The 21,675-nt window shown below is 43.4% G+C and carries 18 protein-coding genes; 10 read left to right on the forward strand and 8 right to left on the reverse strand.

Translation table 11 applies throughout. The features are described 5' to 3' along the window. Positions 1–312: 312 nt before the first annotated feature. The 8 genes from A4S05_RS03945 (at position 313) to A4S05_RS03980 (ending at position 11,260) form a co-directional block, all read left to right on the forward strand. Positions 313–4,260 (forward strand): DUF2157 domain-containing protein, encoded by a 3,948-nt coding sequence (locus tag A4S05_RS03945; RefSeq protein ID WP_069068537.1) that lies wholly within the window; start codon positions 313–315, stop codon positions 4,258–4,260. Positions 4,261–4,273: 13 nt separating this feature from the next. Then, a complete protein-coding gene (locus tag A4S05_RS03950) occupies positions 4,274–6,106 on the forward strand; it encodes an RluA family pseudouridine synthase (protein WP_256090817.1) in 1,833 nt (610 codons plus the stop codon). 485 nt (positions 6,107–6,591) lie between these two features. Beyond that, the gene (locus tag A4S05_RS03955; RefSeq protein WP_069068524.1) at positions 6,592–6,798 is read left to right on the forward strand and encodes an RRXRR domain-containing protein; all 207 of its coding nucleotides are present in this window, start codon (positions 6,592–6,594) and stop codon (positions 6,796–6,798) included. Between the two features lie 71 nt (positions 6,799–6,869). Further along, the gene (locus tag A4S05_RS03960; protein ID WP_069068525.1) at positions 6,870–7,544 is read left to right on the forward strand and encodes a cysteine dioxygenase family protein; all 675 of its coding nucleotides are present in this window, start codon (positions 6,870–6,872) and stop codon (positions 7,542–7,544) included. Further along, positions 7,528–8,289 carry a class II aldolase/adducin family protein gene (locus A4S05_RS03965; RefSeq protein WP_069068526.1) on the forward strand — a complete coding sequence of 254 codons (762 nt, stop codon included), beginning with the start codon at positions 7,528–7,530 and terminating at the stop codon, positions 8,287–8,289. The genes A4S05_RS03960 and A4S05_RS03965 overlap by 17 nt, the downstream gene beginning before the upstream one ends. A 160-nt stretch (positions 8,290–8,449) precedes the next feature. Beyond that, positions 8,450–9,571 (forward strand): sulfonate ABC transporter substrate-binding protein, encoded by a 1,122-nt coding sequence (locus A4S05_RS03970; protein ID WP_069068527.1) that lies wholly within the window; start codon positions 8,450–8,452, stop codon positions 9,569–9,571. Positions 9,572–9,801: 230 nt separating this feature from the next. Next, positions 9,802–10,623: an NADPH-dependent oxidoreductase gene (locus A4S05_RS03975; RefSeq protein ID WP_069068528.1), complete on the forward strand. Its 822-nt coding sequence runs from the start codon at positions 9,802–9,804 to the stop codon at positions 10,621–10,623. 232 nt (positions 10,624–10,855) lie between these two features. Then, on the forward strand, positions 10,856–11,260 hold the full coding sequence (locus A4S05_RS03980; RefSeq protein ID WP_069068529.1) for an NIL domain-containing protein: 405 nt from the start codon (positions 10,856–10,858) through the stop codon (positions 11,258–11,260). A gap of 23 nt (positions 11,261–11,283) precedes the next feature. On the opposite strand, the gene A4S05_RS03985 is transcribed toward A4S05_RS03980, so the two are convergent. Beyond that, positions 11,284–12,351, reverse strand: a complete 1,068-nt coding sequence (locus tag A4S05_RS03985; protein ID WP_069068530.1) for a DUF3616 domain-containing protein — start codon at positions 12,349–12,351, stop codon at positions 11,284–11,286. A 285-nt stretch (positions 12,352–12,636) separates the two neighbouring features. Between A4S05_RS03985 and A4S05_RS03990 the strand changes: the two genes are divergently transcribed. After that, positions 12,637–13,617, forward strand: a complete 981-nt coding sequence (locus tag A4S05_RS03990) for a CHAD domain-containing protein (protein WP_069068531.1) — start codon at positions 12,637–12,639, stop codon at positions 13,615–13,617. Between the two features lie 29 nt (positions 13,618–13,646). Here the strand turns inward: A4S05_RS03990 and A4S05_RS03995 are convergent, their stop codons facing one another. The 6 genes from A4S05_RS03995 to A4S05_RS04020 form a co-directional block, all read right to left on the reverse strand. Beyond that, a complete protein-coding gene (locus A4S05_RS03995; RefSeq protein ID WP_069068532.1) occupies positions 13,647–14,291 on the reverse strand; it encodes a hypothetical protein in 645 nt (214 codons plus the stop codon). A 250-nt stretch (positions 14,292–14,541) separates the two neighbouring features. Then, the gene (locus tag A4S05_RS04000) at positions 14,542–15,783 is read right to left on the reverse strand and encodes a pentapeptide repeat-containing protein (protein ID WP_256090818.1); all 1,242 of its coding nucleotides are present in this window, start codon (positions 15,781–15,783) and stop codon (positions 14,542–14,544) included. Positions 15,784–16,123: 340 nt separating this feature from the next. Continuing rightward, positions 16,124–18,121: a hybrid sensor histidine kinase/response regulator gene (locus A4S05_RS04005; protein ID WP_069068534.1), complete on the reverse strand. Its 1,998-nt coding sequence runs from the start codon at positions 18,119–18,121 to the stop codon at positions 16,124–16,126. Beyond that, the gene (locus A4S05_RS04010; protein WP_069068535.1) at positions 18,121–18,597 is read right to left on the reverse strand and encodes a response regulator; all 477 of its coding nucleotides are present in this window, start codon (positions 18,595–18,597) and stop codon (positions 18,121–18,123) included. Before A4S05_RS04010 ends, A4S05_RS04005 begins: the two co-directional genes overlap by 1 nt. Then, a complete protein-coding gene (locus A4S05_RS04015) occupies positions 18,594–20,978 on the reverse strand; it encodes a PAS domain S-box protein (protein WP_069068536.1) in 2,385 nt (794 codons plus the stop codon). Before A4S05_RS04015 ends, A4S05_RS04010 begins: the two co-directional genes overlap by 4 nt. A gap of 50 nt (positions 20,979–21,028) precedes the next feature. Beyond that, complete coding sequence (locus A4S05_RS04020) at positions 21,029–21,223, reverse strand: helix-turn-helix domain-containing protein (RefSeq protein ID WP_370684389.1); 195 nt, start codon at positions 21,221–21,223, stop codon at positions 21,029–21,031. Between the two features lie 40 nt (positions 21,224–21,263). Between A4S05_RS04020 and A4S05_RS40010 the strand changes: the two genes are divergently transcribed. Then, complete coding sequence (locus A4S05_RS40010) at positions 21,264–21,464, forward strand: hypothetical protein (RefSeq protein WP_141699643.1); 201 nt, start codon at positions 21,264–21,266, stop codon at positions 21,462–21,464. Here the strand turns inward: A4S05_RS40010 and A4S05_RS04025 are convergent. Beyond that, on the reverse strand, positions 21,447–21,675 hold a 229-nt coding region (locus tag A4S05_RS04025; RefSeq protein ID WP_141699644.1), incomplete at its 5' end, for a pentapeptide repeat-containing protein. The two genes, A4S05_RS40010 and A4S05_RS04025, sit on opposite strands and share 18 nt — an antisense overlap.

Consider the following 21,675-nt stretch of genomic DNA (forward strand, 5'->3'; position numbering starts at 1 on the left):
TTTGATGGAGCAGAAGAGAAGTAATGAGTAATGAGTAATAAGTAATGAGTAAAAACTTCTTACTTCTTACTCATTACTTATTACTCATTACTTCTCCCCTGCACAAGCGCAGGCTTTAAGAGGTGTGGTGAGAAATCCGGGATCTACCGGTTGAGAAACTACAAAGTGGAACCTAAAAGCAGACAGTTGGTATTTGAATATCCCTCGTAGGTTAAAAATTAATATCAATTAGCTGAATAAGTGGCACAATTAGAGCCAAAATATACTTTAATTAAAATCACAATTAAGTATATAGTTATACTGCCGCCGCTTATGTCATCGCCCCTTGAGCGCCCGCTAAAATTTGAAATCACACTGCCATCCTCCCATCCTCAGTTATTAGAAGGATTAGATATATGGCTGCGCTTAGGTTTGATATCCGATACCCAAGTTAGGCAGCTATGCCGAGAGTTTCTGGTGTGTCCGGTGGTGCTGCAAACCCAGGCTAAAGCTAAAAATAAGGTAGTATTTGCAACTTACGACCCCGTACAGCAGTTGCCTACAGCAGCTTTACAATCTAGTAGCCGTAGACAACCGCAACCAAAAGCAGCTCAACCCAACTTTATCAGCACAATGTTGCAGTCCTTGGGTGCAGAACTGAGTGTCCGTTGGCTGCTTTTTCTAGGGGTATTTCTGGTAGTGGTATCTTCTGGGGTACTGGCTGCAAGTCAGTGGGAGAGGTTTCCCGCTTCTGGACAGTATGGAGTTTTATTTGCTTATACTTTGACTTTTTGGGGGTTAAGCTTTTGGGCGGCTAGGCAAAATAACCTCAGATTGACGGCGCAAACTTTGCTGATTGTCACGCTTTTGTTAGTGCCAGTAAATTTTTGGGCAATGGATAGCTTTCGGTTGTGGCAAAATCCTTTAGATTGGATTGTAGTTGCGATCGCCTCGCCTACTCTCACGGCTATAACTGTTTTACTCTCCAAAAATCGGACTATTTTTGCCAATTTACATACTGGCAAATTACCTTTAGTAAATATTTTGGGGCTGAGTTATCTGCATTGGGGTTGGCAATTAAGAGGATTTCCCTTGATTGCCGTTTATGTGGCAATGATCGGCACAACTATTATTACCGTTTATCACAATATTTACCAACAACCGAATACTGTCAGCAGGCAAAATGGAAGCGATGGCAGGAGCTTAAATATTACTTTGTCTGCTGCTGTAATTATTTATGCTTTGATAGTTCTGCTAGTACGGGCAATTTTTGTTGCTGGGGTAAATGTTACCCATTTGGGGTTAGCTATTGGTATTTGTGGTTGGTTAGTGACTTGGTTGGTACAGCGGGGATGGGAGAGGGCAATAACATTAATATCCTCCTCATCTTCCTCATCTCCCTCATCTCCCCCATCCCCCTCATCCCTCTTACTCTGGGAAAAACTCGGTGGCATTTTAATCTTTCTGGGTTGGCTGGTTTCAGTAGTTAATTATCCTTGGCAAGCGATCGCTGTGAGTGGTTTGAGTTTATGGTTTCTGGGAAGTCGCTTGTGGCGCTACAGTTTAAAGGTAGACTTCGCAGCAGTTTTCGTCATTGGCTTACAGACGATTTGGCTAGGTTGGCGATTAGTACCTGATAACTTCCAGAAATTAGCGATCGCAACTGGTACTCAACTCACCAATTCTCAAAATGAACCTTGGGCGTTACTGGGTATCGCTTTATTTCCCTACGTAGTTTTGATGGTGGCGCTCACAGATCGCTTGTATCGCAGGCAAAATCGAGAATTAGCTAAATTTGGCGAACTCCTCACCCTCTTATTTGGAACTTTTTTAACAACGATCGCTTTAGTAAACCCCACATTGCGATCGCTAAATCTGCTATTTTCTACCGCTACTCTCGCATTCGTCACCAAACGCCACTCCATTAATTCTTCCCCCTCTCTTCCCCTGGTGTATCTAACTCACATCATGGGGGTGCTGACATTTTGCTCTACCATTAATTGGCTGTTACCAACCCTAACTAATCAAGCCTGGGCAAGTATTTTATTAGCTCTGATGGTTGCAGAATGGGGATTTAGCCTGAGCGATGGACAATGGCGACGTAGTGCATGGGATATCGGTTTAGGGTTAGCCGCCGCTAGTTTTTTCTTATTGTGGATAAATGCAGAATCATCTTGGTATGGCATACCTGATAGCCAAGCTCATTGGGGAGTCTTATGGCTAGTTACGCCTTTAGCTCTCACAGGTGTTGCCAATCGGACAATTATCGAGCGTCAAATTCCTAGCCGTTACTTGAGTGTCTTGGCTGTGGCAGTTGCCCAGTTACTTACTTTACAGCTACCAGGAACTCGATTAATCGGTTTGGCTGTGGGTGCAGGATTGATGTTTGCAAATACGCACTATTTGCGAAACCAGACATCTGCGGTAATTACAGAAGGATTTGCTCTGAGTTTCATTGGGGCGCTGCTATGGACGGGTGTGCCTGGTTTACCTCGCCTCGCCCTAGCTGGTTGGTTTGTTGTAGGAGCGATCGCAACCCTAAGTCTATGGTTAGCGCGGACAATTTTGAGCCGACGCGGTAACGAATTAGGAGTTATTTATGCAGCCGCAAGTGATAAATGGGCGATCGCCTTGTGTGGTTTTGAGTTGTTGGGTTTGACACTATATTCAGTGCTGATTTACCGAGGGTTTACTACTTCAGGATTTTTGTACTTAATTGCGACTGCGATCGCTTTGGCAGCCATTGTTTATCGCAGTTGGCGCGAACCGACCAATTGGGCATTTTATGGCATCGGTTGGTGTTTGGAATTGTTGACTGCTCAGGTGTTGGGATTTGGGGAACGATCAATTGTTAGGATAGCGATCGCAAATATCGCATTAGGCTTAATTGCTCAACTTTTCGGAGAGTGGTGGCGGCGACGACATCAATTAGAAAGGCTTCCTAGCAGTTTTCACGTTTTGCCATTAATTTATGGCGCATTCAGTGTATTGCTACGTTTGAACACCTTCACCGAGTGGACTGGTTTATATTCCTTGGGTGTAGCTTTAATTATTATTGGCGTGGGGCGACGACGCGAGAACTTTAAACCCCTGCTGTACTTAGGAATTATTGGCGTATCAATTTCTGCTTATGAACTTTTGTTCTATCAAATGTTGCAAGCTTCAGGAGGAGCATTAGGTGATGGATTGATTGCCATGTCTGCCCTTGGGGCCAGTATCATGTATGCTTACCGCATTTTGTCGCCTTGGCTTGTTAGCTACTTACGCTTAACTCCTCAAGAATTGAAAGGAATTGCCCATATTCACTGGGCTTGGAGTAGCTGTTTATTAATGGCTGCCATTCCTCTTCCTATTGGAGTTAACCGTTTGGTGGGATTGGGAACGGGGGTATTTTTGATTCGTTATGCCATCTTTCAGGGACGAAATTCGCAGACTTCCCCCCGTATCTTCGGAGGAATCACAATCGCCGAGATGTGGGTTTACCTTGGCTTATTAGAGGTAGCCGGTATGAGGGTTTATTGGCGCGAGACAGCAGTAGGAAAATTTTGGGCTGGGCCATTAGTTCCTTGGAATGGTGCGATCGCCTGTGTGGTAGCCTATTTTCTATACATTCTGCCTTGGGAAAGTTGGGGTTGGTCAAAAAGACCTTGGCAGCTTGCTGCTTACATCACACCACTGATAATTTTATGGGAAACCAGACTGCAAACTTACCCGATTACTTTGGTACTTGTAGCTGGATTTTACATCTTCCTGGCAAAAGTGGGTGAAAACATCCGTTTTACATATATCAGTGTAGCGTTGATTGATTGGGCACTTTTCCGTTGGTTTGATTCCTTACGCCTAACTGATGCTTTGTGGTATGTAACACCAATTGGGTTATCACTGCTTTATATTGCTCAAGTAGATACCCAACTAAGGCTACCAGAGTATAAAGTTGCTCGTTATATTCTGAGAGTGCTAGGTAGTGGTTTAATTTGTGGGTGGGCAATTTTATTTAATCAAGACACAGCTTGGATACCCGGAATTTTCAGCCTCATCGCCATTTTTAGCGGATTAGCTTTACGAGTCCGAGCTTTTCTTTACATTGGTACAGCCACTTTTTTAATTACTACTATCTATCAATCGGTAATTTTCAGTTTGCAGTACTCTTTTTTAAAATGGATTGTTGGCTTGCTAGTTGGTATCCTCTTGATTTATATCGCCGCCAACTTTGAAACCCGTCGCGCTCAAATAACTTCCTTAATTCGTAACGCTATTGATGAATTTCAATCATGGGAATAAGGCTGTTTAGGGTATGGTAATTCTGCACGTACTTTCAGATTTCATTGACTGCGATTTTACTGTCAGCGACTCATCTTGTAGTTATTGGTACGAAGGGCGTTGTCCTCAAAGTGGCAATTACCTAAAACTACCCCGTACCTCAATGTCCGAAGCGATCGCCAAGGGACTAATGAAACACCTTGCCAACAATGAAAAACTCCATCCCCTTGTGGGTGGAGTTTTTGGGCATGGGGAATCGGGCATAGGGAATAGGGAAGATGTTACCAATGCCCCATGCCCAGTGCCCCAAGCGACGGGGCGACTATCCCTCTACAGACACCTGGGAATGGAGTTTCCCGTCGCTTTCAATGAATGTTATTCTCGTGAAGGCAAAATGTATGGAATCCTATTGGTTGAACTGCCTAATGGCGAACAACGTGTACTCAAAGCCTTTTCCGGTCTTTTGAATGGTTGCAGTATTGTTGAGGGCTGGGTGCCACCAATTCCAGGAAGAGACGAGGTTGCTTTAGAGGAAGCCCACACTTTGGCACAGTTGGACGCAATTAAGCAGGAAATTCTTACCTTGAAGCAACTGACCGAACGCCAGCAGTATGAAACCCTGTTTAATGAGTTTGAGCAGCAGTTGCAAGCAATGAGCGATCGCCATCGCCATTGCAAACATCAACGACAGGAAAAACGTCAGCAAATCTGCAATACACTCACTTCAGAAGCCCTGACTATTGCTCGTGAACAACTCGACGAAGAGAGTCGTCAGCAGGGAATTGAGCGACGACAACTTAAACGCCAGCAAAATGAAGTATTACAGCCGCTACAACAGTTAATTGCAGCAACGGATGCGCGAATTAGCGAACTGAAACAACAGCGTAAAGCCCTATCCCGTCAACTCCAAGCTCAGATGCACGCTACCTACAGCCTGACAAATTTTTCTGGGCGATCGCAATCATTACAAGAATTGATGCCAGGAGGTTTGCCCACTGGTACAGGAGATTGTTGTGCCCCAAAGTTACTGCATTACGCCGCAACAAATAATCTTAAACCATTGGCAATGGCAGAATTTTGGTGGGGTGCATCTTCAGTAAATCAAGATAAAATCCAGGGAGAGTTTTACGGAGCGTGTGCCGAGCGATGTCAGCCATTAATGGGGTTTTTGCTCTCAGGGCTGAAACCTAACCCCCCAGCCCCCTTCCCTGCAAGGGAAGGGGGAGTAAGAAGCCTCTCTTTACCCATTCTTTATGAAGACGAATGGCTGATTGCTGTAGACAAACCTGCTGGATTACTTTCGGTACCTGGTCGTTATCGCGATCGCCAAGATAGTGTGTTGAGTCGCTTACGTAATTTGTTAGCTGATGGTATGGCACTGGTATCTGTGCATCGCTTAGATCAGGAAACTTCCGGGATTTTGTTGTTAGCACGCGATCGCCAAACTCATCGGCAACTCAGCCAGCAGTTTCAGCAACGGCAGATTCACAAGGTTTATGAAGCCATACTTTCCGGTGTTGTGAAAGTTGAGCAAGGTGTGATTGATTTACCACTGTGGGGAGATCCGGAAAATCGCCCTGAGCAAAAAGTTGATTGGCAACATGGCAAACCCAGCTTGACACACTTCCAGGTAATGGCGAGAGAAGGAGACTACACCCGCATAGAATTTACGCCGCTAACAGGACGCACTCATCAGTTGAGAGTTCATGCAGCTGATGCACGAGGACTTGGGGTAACTATTTTAGGCGATCGCCTTTATGGATGCTGTGCAGTTACTAGTCGGTTACATTTGCACGCCAGAGAACTTCGCTTTGAGCATCCGCAGTTAGGAAAAACCCTGCATTTACAAGCAATTACCCCCTTTTAAAACCACAAGAACCCCAAATAGCTAAAGCGTAGCTTTATGAAAAAAGTGAAGGTTTAAAACCGTACTTCGTCCCGCTACGCGCTTTCGCCCGCAAGTAGCGTGAAACAGTCCTTGTATCCCAAGGTAGGTAGAAACCCCACCCCGGAGTGTCTGTCTTGATTCAATTGCGTTAGCGAGTCCGCGTACCCCTACGGGGAAGCAAGCTACGCTTTTAGCGTCTCGTAGAGAGCGTCATTGCGTTAGCGGAGCGGGGCGTTAGCCCATTGCGAATTGCTTTCATCTTCCCTAACAGCTAGCCTATTGCTTTTTAAATTTGTATGTGATAGTTTCTGCTTGTAGTTAATGATCGGTTATCCTACCGATTTACCGTATTTAGGAAAATTAATATCATAAACTAAATTATACGGAAATAATATCATTCCTTGAAAATTCCTAAATAAGCAGTTAAAGACAAGAGTGCTGGAAAATTAAAAATTCAAAATAGCATGACTAAAGTATTCATTCTTGACGCCAACCAACAACCGTTATATCCAGTACGCATCAGCCATGCTAGGCTGCTATTGTCACAAGGTAAAGCTACTGTATTCCAGCGATATCCTTTTACTATCATTCTGAAGGAGTCCCTTTCTCATCTAAAACTTGAGCAACTTGGCTTCAAGATTCATCCTGGTATTAAAATAAATCGTAATTGAATTCTTAATTACGAATTACGAATTACGACTTAGTTATTAATTTTAGTCGCCTCCTCAACAGAGGAATATAGATGACGAACCACACTATTTTAGAACCATTGCCAGAAGACCAATGGTTTATTGAAAGTCAGGAACTACGATCCTTTGTAGCAACAGTGCGGGAAATTAGCGCTAGTACTGTTGACGATCGCCCACAAACTCTAGCTAAATTAGAACCCTATTTTCAAGAACTCCTTGCCCAACAGGAATGGCTACCCCAAAAGTTTGCCCAAGTCAATCCTGAAAGCCGGATGGGTGGCGGTATTGGTCAGTGGCTACTTTATCGCGCCAAAGACCGTTCCCTGTCAGTTTTCAGCTTGGTGATTCCTCCAGGTTCCACGACTCCCATCCACGACCATTTAGCCTGGGGATTGATTGGTTTATACAAAGGCAATCAAGAAGAAACAGTCTATCGCCGTGTAGATAACGGCGATACCGAAGGACACGCACAATTACAAGTAACTGAAGTGCCATCGCTCCAACCAGGGGATATCTACCGCCTCTTACCCCCAGATGGTGATATCCACGCCGTCAAAACCACATCCCAGAACGCATCTGTATCTATTCATATCTTGGGTAATGATACTGGTTGCGTCTTGCGTCACCAGTTCATCCCAGAATCTCACAGCGTCAAATCCTTTCGCTCTGGATATTCCAACGCTCCCTGCAAAGAGGAGGAGGAAAAAGAACATGCCCAAGTACGATAGACCACAACCCCCAGTATTCGAGCGAGTTGAAGACGAACGTCTGCACCGCAAACAACGCCTAGCCGCTGCCTTTCGCCTGTTTGGTAAGTTTGGCTTCAGCGAAGGAATCGCAGGTCATATTACGGCTCGCGATCCGGAGTTTACAGACCATTTTTGGGTCAATCCATTAGGTACATACTTCGGTCATATCCGAGTTTCTGACCTGCTCTTAGTTAACAGAGAAGGTGAGGTGGTTAAAGGCGATGCTGAAGTAAATCGAGCTGCTTTTGCCATCCATTCTCAGATTCATGAAGCTCGACCTGATGTGATCGCGGCGGCTCACGCCCATTCACTTTATGGTAAAGCCTGGTCTAGTTTGGGGCGTCTCCTTGACCCCTTGACTCAAGATTCTTGTGCTTTTTACGAAGACCATGCCCTGTTTGACGATTTCACAGGTGTAGTTTTAGAAACCTCTGAAGGTCAACGACTGGCGCAATCTTTGGGGCCAAAGAAAGCCATAATCCTACGTAACCACAGCATTTTAACTGTGGGACATACAGTCGATGAAGCTGCCTTTTGGTACATTAGCTTAGAGCGATCGTGCCAAGCCCAACTGCTAGCAGAAGCTGCCGGTAGACCAACTATTATCAAACACGAAACAGCCCGTTTAACACAAACTCAAGTGGGATCACATACAAGTGGGTGGTTCAGTTTCCAGCCCCTTTATGACAGGATTGTGCGCGAAGAACCTGATTTGCTAAATTAACGCTGTGTTTTTTGGCACTGGGATAAATAAGTAGGGAAGGAGTAATTTACTATCGGGCCTCCTGCCTCTATTTTTTGTGTCAAATTTCCCTAAACTTATCTATATACTCCGGTAAACCTATAAGTTTATAGTATTCGTATAGCTCAAAGAAATCATTTTGATGATTAACCTAATCTTTCGCCGTTTTATTGCCAAGTGGATATCGTGGATCAAATTCAGGAATATCCCATTTAACAACCAACAGAAGTTATTCTTCTCTTCTTCTCCTTTACCAATAGCGGGGGCTTTTGTTACAGGGCTGTGTTTAAGCTTGCTATTTGCTGCTTGTTCATCGACATCTACTGTTAATTCTTCTAATCCTAGTGCTACGCCTGTTAGTAATTCTGCTTCCAGCAAAGCCACAGTAGTCAGATTTGGCTATCAAAAATCGAATATTTTGCTGAAAACCAAAGGTGTCTTAGAAAAACGTTTGTCACCAGATAGTATATCTGTAGAATGGATCGAATTTCCTGCGGGGCCACAATTGCTAGAAGCGATGAATGTCGGTAGTATTGACTTCGGACATGTAGGAGAATCACCACCGATATTTGCCCAAGCAGCAGGAGCGTCATTAACTTACGTGGCTGGTATTGCTGCTAGTCCTGCTGGTTCAGCAATTCTTGTTCCCCAGAATTCCTCAATTCAAAAACTTACTGACCTGAAAGGTAAAAAAATTGCCTTTCAAAAAGGTTCTAGCGCCCACTTATTATTAGTCCAAGCTTTAGAAAAAGCGGGATTGAAATATACAGATATTGATCCTAAATATTTGCCTCCCGCTGATGCCCGCGCTGCATTTGTTAAGGGTAGTGTAGATGCTTGGGTAATTTGGGATCCTTTCTATGCAGCCGCTCAAGAGGCAACTAAAGCCAGAGTCCTGATTGATGGAACAGGAATTAATAAACAGGGAGGATATTATTTGACAACCCGCAAATTTGTCACCGAAAATCCCCAAACCGTGAAGGCAGTTTTAGAGGAAATTCAAAACTTAGAAGAATGGTCTAAACAGCATCGAGAAGAAGTAGCACAAACTCTCTCATCTGTGCTAGGAATTGACATAATAACCATGAGAAAAGCTACTAATAGTCGAACTTTTGGTATTGTACCAATTGATGATAATCTGATAAATTTACAACAAACGGTTGCTGACACATATTATCAGTTAAAGCTGGTTCCTAAACAAGTGAATGTCAGAGATGGAGTGCTAACAAAAGAACAATATGCTGCATTTTCACCAAAGATTTAGACCAGAATCATGAAGAGGAATACAGAAGTCAGAATTCAGAATATTGCAACACATCCTTGGGTAAAGACGCGATGAATCGCGTCTCTACAGATGGTCTATTTGTCGCATTCTTTTTTCCAATTGGTATCAGCTTTCGGCTATTGTTTGCGTAAGTCCTACTGAATTCTGAATTCTGAATTCTTCTTTATAAACAACTGACAATTTTTGAAATGTAAATCTTGGAATTAATTATGACTAATCCAACAGAACTACTGCGATCGCGCTATGGTGAAATTCCCTTCAATCCTGAAATTGAATGGAATGATTCTCTGACAGCACTGCTATCTCACCGTTCAATCCGGTCTTATCTATCCGATCCTCTACCACCAGGAACTCTGGAGTTACTAATTGCAGCCGCCCAATCTGCATCTACTTCTTCTAATTTACAAACCTGGAGTGTGGTAGCAGTTGAAGATCAACACCGCAAAGAGGAGTTATCCAAGCTAGCCGGAAACCAAGCACATATTAAGCAGGTGCCTTTATTCTTGGTTTGGTTAGCAGACTTGGCGCGTCTAAGTTACGTTGCTGACAGTCGCGGCATATCTCATGATGCGCTGGAATATTTGGAAATGTTTGTAATGGCAACAATTGATGCAACATTGGCAGCGCAAAACGCCGCAGTTGCAGCTGAATCACTCGGTTTGGGAACAGTATACATTGGCGGAATCAGGAATCGCCCTCAAGAGGTAGCAGAGATATTAAATTTGCCGTCCTCGGTGTATGCTGTATTTGGGCTGTGTGTAGGCTATCCGAATCCGGAAGTAGAAGCAGCGATTAAGCCAAGGTTGCCGCAGTCAGCGATACTTCACCGTGAAACCTATAAGTTTGCCGAGCAAGAAGAAGCGATCGCTCACTACAACGACATTATCAAAGAATTCTATACTGAACAAAAGATGAATGTCCCTGGCGATTGGTCAGAACACTCAGCCCAACGCATCGCAACTGTAGAGTCATTGAGAGGACGCGATCGCTTGCGTGAAGCTCTCAACAACCTTGGTTTCAAATTGCGATAAACAAGAAGGAAGCATCAAAATTATGGATTTGCAACTCAGTGGCAAAGTAGCCAAGGATTGTCTTTAGCTGGAAACGAGGTTTTAAAGCCGTAGCCACATAGGTTAGGACATTTTGAAAACCCCAAGGCTAGGAATAGTAATACTTTTACCTCCTGCCTCCTGCCTCCTGCCTCCTGCCTTACTCGATAAAACTCTCAATACGCTACAACAGAAAAAACTCTCTGTTAAACCTGTGAAAAAACGAGTAACACTCACCTTCCCGAAACGCGCCGTGCAAATGCCAGTCACTTATGTACTGGCTAAAGAGTTCAACGTCGCCGCCAATATTATCCGCGCCCAAGTTGCCCCAAATCAAATTGGCAAACTGGTAGTGGAACTAGCGGGAGATATCGATCAATTAGATGCGGCGATCGAGTGGATGCGATCGCGCCATGTTAATGTCTCTTATACATTAGGCGAAATTGCGATCGACGAGGATGTGTGTGTCCACTGTGGCTTGTGTACTGGGGTTTGTCCTACCGAAGCCCTCACCCTCCATCCAGAGACATACAAATTGACATTCACGCGATCGCGCTGCATTGTCTGCGAACAGTGTATCCCCAGTTGTCCCGTACAAGCAATCTCCACTAACCTTTAACAATCCAAAATCCAAAATTGATACTAGCCCAGCTTGAAGACATCCGCAATTACACTAGTATCACCCACTAGCCTAGTTTTTGCTGGAGAGTCATAAACTACCAACAGTGAAGATATACCAGCGACATCTTGAAACAGCGTCATTCCCTCAGCATGGTCTTCCCGATTTCCATAGGGAATATCTTGAACAAAATCTGGATTTATGAAGACATTTTCTCTCGAATTCACACCATTTACCCAACGATAAACTTGCACGGGGCCATCTAAATCCATCGTTGGCCCAGCTAAAATCAACAAATCTTTTCCATCTATATACAAATCCCGAATTCCCAAACCATTCAACCAGATAAAATGCTTTTTATATAACTCCTTCACTTCTCCAATTTGGCTCAGTTTCATCAGTCCAGCAGTAGAGTCTTCTAACTCTATTTCCAATACCACAGCCCAACCCCGCAATACAGGGCCGCGTAAACCCAAAAAAACGCGGTTTTGATAAATGCCTATTCCTTCAATATCAAAGCCATTATCCTTTCCGGGAATTGCTGCTTTAATGAACGAGCCTAAATGTGGGTCATCTACTAAAGCTGTCATTAGCAAATTACCTTCGTTCGTCACCTCTAGTTTAGCGGCATTCAATTGCACATCTGGCTTTTGGGGATGTGGGCAAGATGATAATAACTTACCATCTATCAGAGGAATCCGTCCTAAGAGGTAACGGTTGGGTTCTGATTCAATTTTTGCTAGCCTTTTAAAGTTTTTGGCATCATCTTTATCAGGTTTGGGTTTTTTGCGTTTGTAGCTGTGAGAACCAACAAACCATAAGTAATGATCAGTGTAAGCTAGTCCTTCTATATCAATTTCTTCCTCTTCTGGTGCAGGTAAATTGATAAATTCTGCTACTCTAAATTGTTGGTGATCTGTAAATTTATCAGTATCAACCAAAGATAGACGTTCAATAGTTGAAGTTTCATCTGACCCCAACCATAAATACTTCTGATGTGTAAGCAGCACTGCTGATAAGTCTTCTCTATGTTCTTTAAAATTATCTACAAAAGTCAAGGAAACTTGATTTAGTAAATCTAATTTTGGCATTTCAAATCGTCTTTATATTTAAAAAATGTTAATTATGCTATTGTAATATAAATTTTAATAACTTCAAAAGAATTATTTAAAAATCATCACTTATATAAATCGCTAGGTGGATTGGCTATCTAGACCTTTGATAGATATTGCATACTCTTTTATAAGTATGCAACTATCAATAGTCATAAGAAAAGTTTACAATAATCATTGCATAAAAAAATATCATCAGTAGATGCAAATATTTAACTAATGTTATTATGCAATAACCTCATGAGGTAGTCATTAAGAGCAGTTATGAAATTAGCCACACAACCCACGGTAAAAACTCTAGGGGACTACGCCTACCAAGCGATTCAAAAACACTTTAAGAAAACCTTGAAGTGGGAAAAATCAGTGAAGAAAGATGAAGATCCAGAAGCGCTGCACCAAATGCGAGTGGGAATGCGCCGCTTACGGACAGCGGTAACTCGGTTTGGACTAGCGGTGGATGTGTCAAAACCAGTCAGCGATAGAAATATTGGTAAAATAGCTCGTCGTCTTGGTAGTCTGCGAGACTTAGATGTGCTCAAAGAAAGTTTGGAAAACAATTACAAACCAAACTTACCCCGTAAAGAGCAGGAATCTCTGCAAATAGCCTTCACAGCTTTGGCTAAACAACGTGAAGATGTACTATCAAGTGTACAGAAAACCTTAAAGAGTGAATCTTACAAATCTCTAAAAGATGCCTTAGATAAGTGGTTAGAGAAACCCAGTTATCAACCTTTTGCATCTGTTACCATTCAGCAAGTGCTACCAGACTTACTTTTACCAGAAGTGAGTAACTTCTTATTGCATCCGGGTTGGCTAGTTGGCACTGAAATTGTGGACTCAGAACTGAAAATTCAGAAAAACTGGGAACCAGAAAAAATCGAAAAAAAATTGGCAACAGAAGGCGAAGTTCTTCATAGTTTGCGAAAAGAAGCTAAACGTGTACGCTACCAGATGGAGTTATTTAGTGACTTATATGGTGAGTCTTACGCAGCTTATATTGGAGAAGTGAAAAGTATCCAAGAAATTTTGGGTACGATGCAAGATAGTGCGGTTTTAACTGAGTGGCTTGCAGATGTATTCAAGTCAGAACTTCAGACATTGCCCACCCTTGTTAGTTTGTTAACTGAAAATCGTTACCAGTCATGGCAGCAATGGCAACCTTTGCAAGAACGGTATCTGAAAACTGAAACCAGACATAGTTTTCATTTAACAATATTGCACCCGCTTTCAGGAGTAATAAATTAAAAGTTACTCTTGGTTGGGCAAGGATTGGACTAACGAACAGACAATTGAATAGGAGCCTCTAGAGACAAAACATAAACACTGCTCTGAGGAATTTGTACAATACGGGTATTTTCGGCGGAACGCAAACCTGAAATTATTCCAACAGCGCTTCCTAGCATAGCTCCTCGGTCAAACTGTTCGGGATCACCTTGGCTAAAAAAACCCAAGGTGCTTCCACCAATTCTGCCCCAAACAGAGCCATTCTCGACGGCTTTATCATTAGCTCGCATGTGGGTAATGGTAGTGCCGGGAATTATCTGACTTGATGCTTTAATTGAGACAATTCGACCGTTGACAACCAATGATTGCGCTACAATTTTAGCGCCTCCATCAATGGGTTTGATGGTAATAGTTACAGGGGTATTTTCTGGCGCTACAACATTACCTTGATTATCTTTAATAGCGCTAGCTAAAGGTAGTGTGAGAGGATAATCCTTTTTTTGGCCAACATCTACGGTAACGGATGCTGGAAATGAGACAATAATCGCTGTATCTTGAGGAATGTTAATCTCTGGATTGACTGCTTGAGTCGGCTGAGTTGGCTGAATCATTACTGGTTGAGCGTTCGCTGGTAGGATGATGGAACCCAATACAGATATAGAACAGGCGAGACTCAACAACATTTGCATTTTCATGACCGTTTTTCCCTTTGATGTGAGTAGTTTTTTTAGGATTAAATCCCTTCACTCAATCAATAGGTTTGCAGTTCTTGATTTATGCAAGCGGTAGTAAAATCAGAACATCCTTGGGTAAAGACGCGATGAATCGCGTCTCTACAAATGGTCTATTTGTGGCATTCTTTTTCCAAAATGGACTCAATACGACTATTCCTCCCCCCTGCTCCCTGCCCTAAGTTCGATAGGATATTTTTTTAGTTGGAAGTCCCTAACGCCAGTGTTGAGGTATTTTCAGATTTTCTGGTAGGATTGTTGTGCGATCGCCAATTGCCTGTTCAATCTGCTGTGATTCTAGGTTTTCTGAGCCGCTTAAGTTGGCTCCACAGAGGTTCGCTTCTTGGAAATCAGTTTCTTGTAGGTTAGCTGTACTAAGTAATGCACTTTCTAGATTAGCTCCAGCAAGTTTTGCCTTTTGCAAATTACTGCCAATCAGGTTGGCATCTTGGAGATTGCTACCCTCAAAGTTGACTTCTTCCAAATTGGCATCACAAAGGATTGCTCCTTCCAAGTTGGCATCACAAAGAACTGCCCTTGTCAGATTAGCATCACAAAGGATTGCCCCTTCCAAGTTGGCATCATAAAGAATTGCCTCAGAGAGGTTTGCTTTTCTGAGAACTACGCCTTGGAGATTGGCTTCTGGGAGGATTGCTTTTTGCAGGTTGGCTTCATAGAGGATTGACCCACAAAGATAAGTTACTGATAAGTCTGCATCAGAGAGATTTGCTCGTGTAAAATTAACCCATTGCAAATTAGCTCCTACGAGAATTGCTCTAGAGAGGTTAGCTTCTGTTAAGTCTGCATTACCGAGGTCTGTATTGCGTAAATCCAGTTTTTGATTTACCGGATCTTTATGTGAATCGCGTCTTCCAATAACAGTTAAGGCTGTTTGAATATCTGTAGGTAGTTTTGATGATTCCCGTAATTCGTCATCATATTCATGTTTCACCGGGGCATTCTCGCGGATAAAAGCAGCGAGGATTTCCATAATTGTCCAATGATCTTTTGGAGAATCTTTGGCAATTCTTTCTAAAGCATAAATTGCAGCAAATCGCGTTTCAATCTTTTCATTTCCCAACTGTTCAATTGCTTTAGAAAAGCGTTCGGAAACAATTTCTTGGTGGGTTGGTTGTGTGTAATTGATACTAGTGCCGATATTGTTATCCCAAGCTAGTGTCCCAGCCAGGAGTTGAGTTAATAGACTCTGATTTTCATCTAGAGAGAGTCTGGAAGTATAGTAAGCATTAATTATTAATGCTAATCCTCCAATGATTATGGCCAGAGTTGTTAATGCTTGGGTGATGTATTCGATTTTTTCTTGAGTTGAAAACCCTTGAATATATTCAAAGAATGAAAAAATTAAAGTTAATGATAAAATAAATATAACTGAGATAAATGCCAGCAAAGTCGTGAGTCCATTTGTTTTTATTAAAGACATGTCATAAGTCTTCATATTTGACTCCTTACGGAAATAAATTTAGGTTGATTCTAAGAGCAACTGTAGAGTTATGATAGAGTACAAACACGGATATGCTTAACCGATTCTTAAAGGCACTGCGTGAAAATCATTGATGAAATGCCTGCTAAATAAGAATGCTCCAATTCAGAATTGAGGATGCTATCAGGTGTAATTACAGATAACTTCCTGTTGCAGTCGAACTATACTGCCAAACTATAATGATTAAAATTCAATACGCTTGGGTTAAGGGCTAATTCTACAAAATAGTGGGTTTTCGAGACGCGATAAATCGCCGTCTCTACAAGTTTATTGGTCTTATCTGAACTGTATTGGATTAAAATTGCAGATTACTTAATTCACTTTTCTCAGCACATCTGACTAAATTGGAAATCGCTACAAGCAATTCCTCTGGGGCTACAGGTTTAACAATGTGCTGTTGAAACCCGGCTTTTAGTGCTTTCTGCTGATTGATTTCACCTGCGTAAGCAGTCAGAGCGATCGCAGGAATCTGTTTTCCCCTTACTGCTGCTTCTTGAGTCCGCACCTGTTCCATCAACATATAGCCGTTCATCTCTGGCATCCCAATATCGCTGAGTAAGATATCTGGCTTTGATTGTGTTAGCACTTGTAATGCTTCATATCCCGATGCTACTGCGGTGACGATCGCGCCAAACTGTTCCAGGACAAAGCTGAAAAAGTCGCGGGTGTCTGCATTGTCATCTACAATCAGGACTTGTATTCCCATGAGAGGAGAAGAGTTAAAAACGGCAGTTGAGGAATCAGTATTCGTGTCATCCTTAACTGTTGCACTGTCCTTGAGCAGTGGGAATCTAACTGTGAAGCTTGCTCCCTGATCCTCGCCAAGACTTTCAACCCAAACCGTTCCACCATGCATCTCAATTAAGTGACGAGCGATCGCTAAACCTAACCCTAACCCACCAAACTTTCTAGTTGTTGTACTATCACCCTGACAGAAATAGTCAAACACATGAGGTAGAAACTCAGGGTGAATCCCCTTCCCTGTATCACTCACAGTAATCTGCGCTTGAGCGTCGATGCACTCCAATCGCACATTTACTTTTCCCCCAGTCCCAGTAAACTTAACGGCATTTGATAAAAGATTCCAGAAAACTTGCTGTAAGCGGGCTGAGTCACCCAAAACTCTCCCCACAGTTGGATCAAGCATTGTCTCTATTTGAATAGTTTTAGCCTCTGCTGCTAAATGCACCGTTTCCATTGCGGCTTCAATGGTGGATACCAGATCGACTGGGATCATATTGAGGTTGAGTTTGCCTTGGAGGATGCGAGAAACATCCAGCAAGTCTTCAATTAGTTGAGCTTGTAATTTGGCATTGCGCTCAATAGTTTCCAGTCCTTTCTGGAGCAATATCTCATCAAATTTTCGCATTTGCAACAGTTTTGCCCAACCGAGAATCGGATTCAGGGGTGATCGCAACTCATGGGAAAGCACCGCCAGAAACTCATCTTTTATGCGGTTAGCAGCCTCTGCTTCCGCCCTGGCTATTTGCTCAAGTTGCAAAAGGCGATCGCGTTCTGATTCAGTGCGTTTGCGATCGGTAATATCAGTTAGCATAGCGATCGCACCTAAGAACTCACTCTGTTCATTCAAAATCGCTCTCGCAGAAATCAGTGTCCAGATGTATGAACCATCCTTGCAGCGCAATCGACCTTCTTTAAGATCCCTCCCCTCTCCCTTAAGCCACTCCAATTTCTCTTCGACTGCCATATCATCAGCCTGATCCATAAAATCAAATATGGAACGACCAAGTATTTCTTCTGCCGCATAACCCAACATCTGAGACAACCGCTGATTCACATACTCTGTTTGGGTTTGAGAATCAATCATCCAAATTCCCTCATAAGAGGTATCAACAATTCGGCGATACCTGGCTTCACTCTTCTGTAAAGACTCCTCTACTTGCTTGCGCTCACGCCGCTCTTTAGCTTCCCGCAATGCCCGTTGCACCGAGGGAACTAACCGCCCTAGTCGTTGCTTCAACACATAATCAGTTGCACCGTTTTTTAAAGCTTCGATCGCTAATTCTTCACCCAGCACGGCAGAAACAAAGATAAAAGGAACCTCTGAACAGCGATTTCGGGCAATTTCCAAGGCAGAAATTCCATCAAAAGATGGCAGGGCATAATCAGCAAGAATTAAATCGAAAGCCTCTGTTTCCACAGCCGCTACGAAATCAGCACCGGTTTCGACTCGGATCAGTTCGCAATTAATTCCTCCTTCAGTTAATACCGCTTGGGCAAGCTCTGCATCTAACAGGCTGTCTTCCAAAAGGAGGAAACGCAGGACATTCATCAGTTTCTCTCCTGTTGAGAATGAGGCGCTGGAGGTAAAGCACCAACGGGAGGCTGATTAATCACTGCCCAAAACAATCCCACACCTTTAATAGAATCGACAAAATCGTGGTAATCCACTGGCTTCACAACATAAGCATTGACCCCTAATTCGTAGCATCGAACTAGGTCTGGCTCCTCACGAGAAGAGGTCAGTACCACAACTGGAATAACTCGCATTACTGGGTCAGATTTGAGTTGTGCCAATACTTCTAATCCATCGATTTTAGGTAATTTCAAATCGAGTAGCACAACAACAGGATACCCTTCCATTCGCAACCGAAACAACCCCCGGCGATAAAGATAATCCAGTGCTTCCTCTCCATCACGTACCACCACTACTTCGTTGGCGAGATGGTTTTCTGACAAGGCCGCTAGTATTAATTCTGCATCGTTAGCACTGTCTTCAATCAGCAAAATTCGCTTGAGTTCTTTCATTCACTCTCCTTCTTTGACAACTTAGGCAGCGAGAAATAAAAGGTGGCTCCACTATCAACTACAGCTTCTGCCCAAACTCGACCATTATGCCGATGAATAATGCGTTGCACGTTTGCCAAACCAACACCTGTTCCTTCAAATTGTGGGTCGCTATGCAGGCGTTGAAATACTCCGAATAGCTTGTGAACATATTGCATATTAAAGCCAACGCCGTTATCTTGTACAAAAAAGACAACTTCGTTTTCATTGTCAATACTTCCAACAGTGATTTCTGCTGGGTTTCGAGTCTGGGTATATTTTACGGCATTGCCTATCAGGTTGCGAAGCACGAGCCGCAGCATGGAGGGGTCGCCCTGCACTTCTGACAATGACTCGATGTGCCAACGGATTATCCGTCCTGGAGTTTCTGCGATCAAATCGCGTTTTACTTCTTGTACCAATTCCTCCATATTCAGGTTGATGTAGCGCATTTCGGTGCGCCCCATCCGAGAAAATGTCAGCAACTCATCGATCAGTATTCCTGCCTGTTTTGCCGTTTCTGAAATTATTTTCAAATAGCGCTGACTCGTTTGATCTAAGCTTGTTGAAGTATGCCGTTTCTGAAGCAATTCGATAAATCCGCCAATGTGGCGCAGCGGTGCCCGCAAGTCGTGAGAGACTGAATAGGAGAAAGATTCAAGTTCCTTGTTGGCAGCTTCGAGTTGGACAGTGCGCTCTTGAATCCGTTGCTCCAGCATGTCATTGAGTTGTTGCAGGGCAGCTTCGGCAACCTTGCGATCGTGAATATCGCTGGCAATGCCCACCCACTTGATAATTTGTCCGGTTACATCTCGAAATGGCAAACCCCGGACAATATGCCAACGATAGCTACCATCAGAAACTCGACGAAAGCGAATTTCTATTTCATAGTTGGTCGCGTTAGCAACAGCCTCCATCGAAGTTTTAAAGACGCGATCGCGGTCATCGGGGTGAATGACATAAATCCAGCCATAACCAGTGGTCTGCTGCATTGTCAATCCAGTAAAATCTAACCAGTATTGATTGCAATAGGTAATACCACCATCGCTATTGCCCATCCAAATAGCCTGTGGCGACACTTCCGTTAAAATTCTATATCGCTCCTCACTGTCACGTAGCGCTTTTTCTGCCAAGTTGCGATCGTGAATATCAACACAGGAGCCAATATAGCCGAGAAACTCGCCTGTTGCTGCCAAACGAGGTACACCAGTATCAAAAACCCAACGGTATTCGCCATCAAAACGTCTAAGGCGATATTCCATTGTAAATTTTTGTCGGGCATGAAAAGCATTGGTGTATGTGTCTAAGCAACGCCGAAAATCATCGGGATGAACACCTTCAGTCCATCCATTGCCCATTTCTTGCTCTAGAGTTCGCCCGGTAAAATCTAGCCAGGGTTTATTAAAGTAGTTACAGAGTGTGTCAGTGCCAGACATCCACACCAGTACGGGGGCGGTGTCTGCCATTTGGTGAAAACGGGCTTCACTTTCGCGCAACGCTGCTTCTGCCCGTTTGCGTTCGCGGAGCGCAGCTTGCTGTTCGCTGATGTCAGTAATCAACGCTGCATACCCTTCAACAGTTCCCTGTTGATTAAATTGGGGAACGTAAATAGCATTAATGTAGCGTGTACCACCATCTTTATAAGGAATTTGACTTTCAAAAGTGACCTGCTCTCCTGCTAGTACTTGTTCCACATAAGGACGAAGCACTTTATAAGCGGATTCACCCAAAACTTCCCAAAGTGTCTTCCCATAAACTTCTGCTGCCGGATGCCCAAACCACTCTTCATAAGCTCGATTGTTGAAGCGGTAGCGTTGTTCTGAATCTACAAAGGAAATCAGAACTGGTAGCGTATCTGTAATTAGGCGAAGTTCTGTTTCTCGTTGCCGCAGTGCTTCCTCATTGGACTCTGTTAAGCGACCAAACCGTACCTGGCTTTCGTGTAGTAACTTCAGATTTGCCTCAGCTTGCCGTTGGGCTGTGCGGCGTGATTCGTTGAGCCAACTGATTAACCCTGCTGTTAGCATGAACACAACTAGCGGGATTACAATATTCAGATTGGTAATTTTCTGCGGATAAAGTGGCTTAAAAAAGAAGTAATTGATTGCCAAAGTAGACAAAACGGTTGCAAGTAACCCTGGCCCTAAGCCACCGTACCAGGCACTCACCATCACCGCAGCAAAAAATAGTGCCGCAGGCGTTGGAGCGAGATATGGATTGAGTACCAGAGTTGCCCACAGTGCTAAGGCAACGGATAGGAAAGCAACACCATAGTGGAACAGTTGCTCTCGGATGAATGTGCCCTTATCTCTACCGCCAGCAAAGAGGTTTTGGGGTTTAGATACCTTTGCCTTACGACTCATAACCCTACTCTGCTTCTGGGAAATATTGACTTAGCAAACTTTTGCCGGGTTCACCCATTTTCCGTAACATTTCTTCTATTAGTTTTAGCGCTATACGTGAAGGGACTGTATACCCATTCTCCCAACGGTTGACTGTTTTGAACGGAAACTCCTACTTTAGCAGCAAACTGTTTTTGAGAGAGGTTAAGTTGCTGCCGAAGCTTCCGAATTAAATTTAAAATTTCCCGCTGCTTTGTTACAGACATTTCTATATTTTATTTTCATAGAGTAATTAGATTAGGACAGGTGTCCTATCGTTTATCTCTTACTCAGGGAATATTTTCTCTGTTTTCGTCTCCAACTAAACCGTTTGAGTTCAAAGGTTCGGCGGTGATGCTCAGAGGTTCGGCGATGATGCTCAAAGGTTCGGCGATGATGCTCAGAGGTTCAACGATGATGCTCAGAGGTTCGGCGATGATGCTCAGAGGTTTAAGTTTCAGTATCTAAGGGTGAAACTTGAGGTTTCCAATGTTCGGGTAGTTGAAGATTTTTCGGTAGGATGGTTGTGCGATCGCCTTTAGCCTCTTCAATCTGCTGTTGTTCTAGATTTTTGGCTTCGTAGAGGTATGCCCCTTGCAGATTGGCTCCGATGAGGTTTGCCCCTTGCAGATTGGCTCCGATGAGGTTTGCCCCTTGCAGATTGGCTTCGATGTCGTTT

The organism is Nostoc sp. KVJ20 (assembly GCF_001712795.1).
Classification (GTDB): Bacteria; Cyanobacteriota; Cyanobacteriia; order Cyanobacteriales; family Nostocaceae; genus Nostoc.

Coding starts and splice junctions, on each gene's coding strand:
- A4S05_RS03945 (WP_069068537.1), top strand. CDS start 313: ATGTCATCGCCCCTTGAGCGCCCGCTAAAATTTGAAATCACACTGCCA.
- A4S05_RS03950 (WP_256090817.1), top strand. CDS start 4,274: ATGGTAATTCTGCACGTACTTTCAGATTTCATTGACTGCGATTTTACT.
- A4S05_RS03955 (WP_069068524.1), top strand. CDS start 6,592: ATGACTAAAGTATTCATTCTTGACGCCAACCAACAACCGTTATATCCA.
- A4S05_RS03960 (WP_069068525.1), top strand. CDS start 6,870: ATGACGAACCACACTATTTTAGAACCATTGCCAGAAGACCAATGGTTT.
- A4S05_RS03965 (WP_069068526.1), top strand. CDS start 7,528: ATGCCCAAGTACGATAGACCACAACCCCCAGTATTCGAGCGAGTTGAA.
- A4S05_RS03970 (WP_069068527.1), top strand. CDS start 8,450: ATGATTAACCTAATCTTTCGCCGTTTTATTGCCAAGTGGATATCGTGG.
- A4S05_RS03975 (WP_069068528.1), top strand. CDS start 9,802: ATGACTAATCCAACAGAACTACTGCGATCGCGCTATGGTGAAATTCCC.
- A4S05_RS03985 (WP_069068530.1), bottom strand. CDS start 12,351: ATGCCAAAATTAGATTTACTAAATCAAGTTTCCTTGACTTTTGTAGAT.
- A4S05_RS03990 (WP_069068531.1), top strand. CDS start 12,637: ATGAAATTAGCCACACAACCCACGGTAAAAACTCTAGGGGACTACGCC.
- A4S05_RS03995 (WP_069068532.1), bottom strand. CDS start 14,291: ATGAAAATGCAAATGTTGTTGAGTCTCGCCTGTTCTATATCTGTATTG.
- A4S05_RS04000 (WP_256090818.1), bottom strand. CDS start 15,783: ATGAAGACTTATGACATGTCTTTAATAAAAACAAATGGACTCACGACT.
- A4S05_RS04005 (WP_069068534.1), bottom strand. CDS start 18,121: ATGAATGTCCTGCGTTTCCTCCTTTTGGAAGACAGCCTGTTAGATGCA.
- A4S05_RS04010 (WP_069068535.1), bottom strand. CDS start 18,597: ATGAAAGAACTCAAGCGAATTTTGCTGATTGAAGACAGTGCTAACGAT.
- A4S05_RS04015 (WP_069068536.1), bottom strand. CDS start 20,978: ATGAGTCGTAAGGCAAAGGTATCTAAACCCCAAAACCTCTTTGCTGGC.
- A4S05_RS04020 (WP_370684389.1), bottom strand. CDS start 21,223: ATGTCTGTAACAAAGCAGCGGGAAATTTTAAATTTAATTCGGAAGCTT.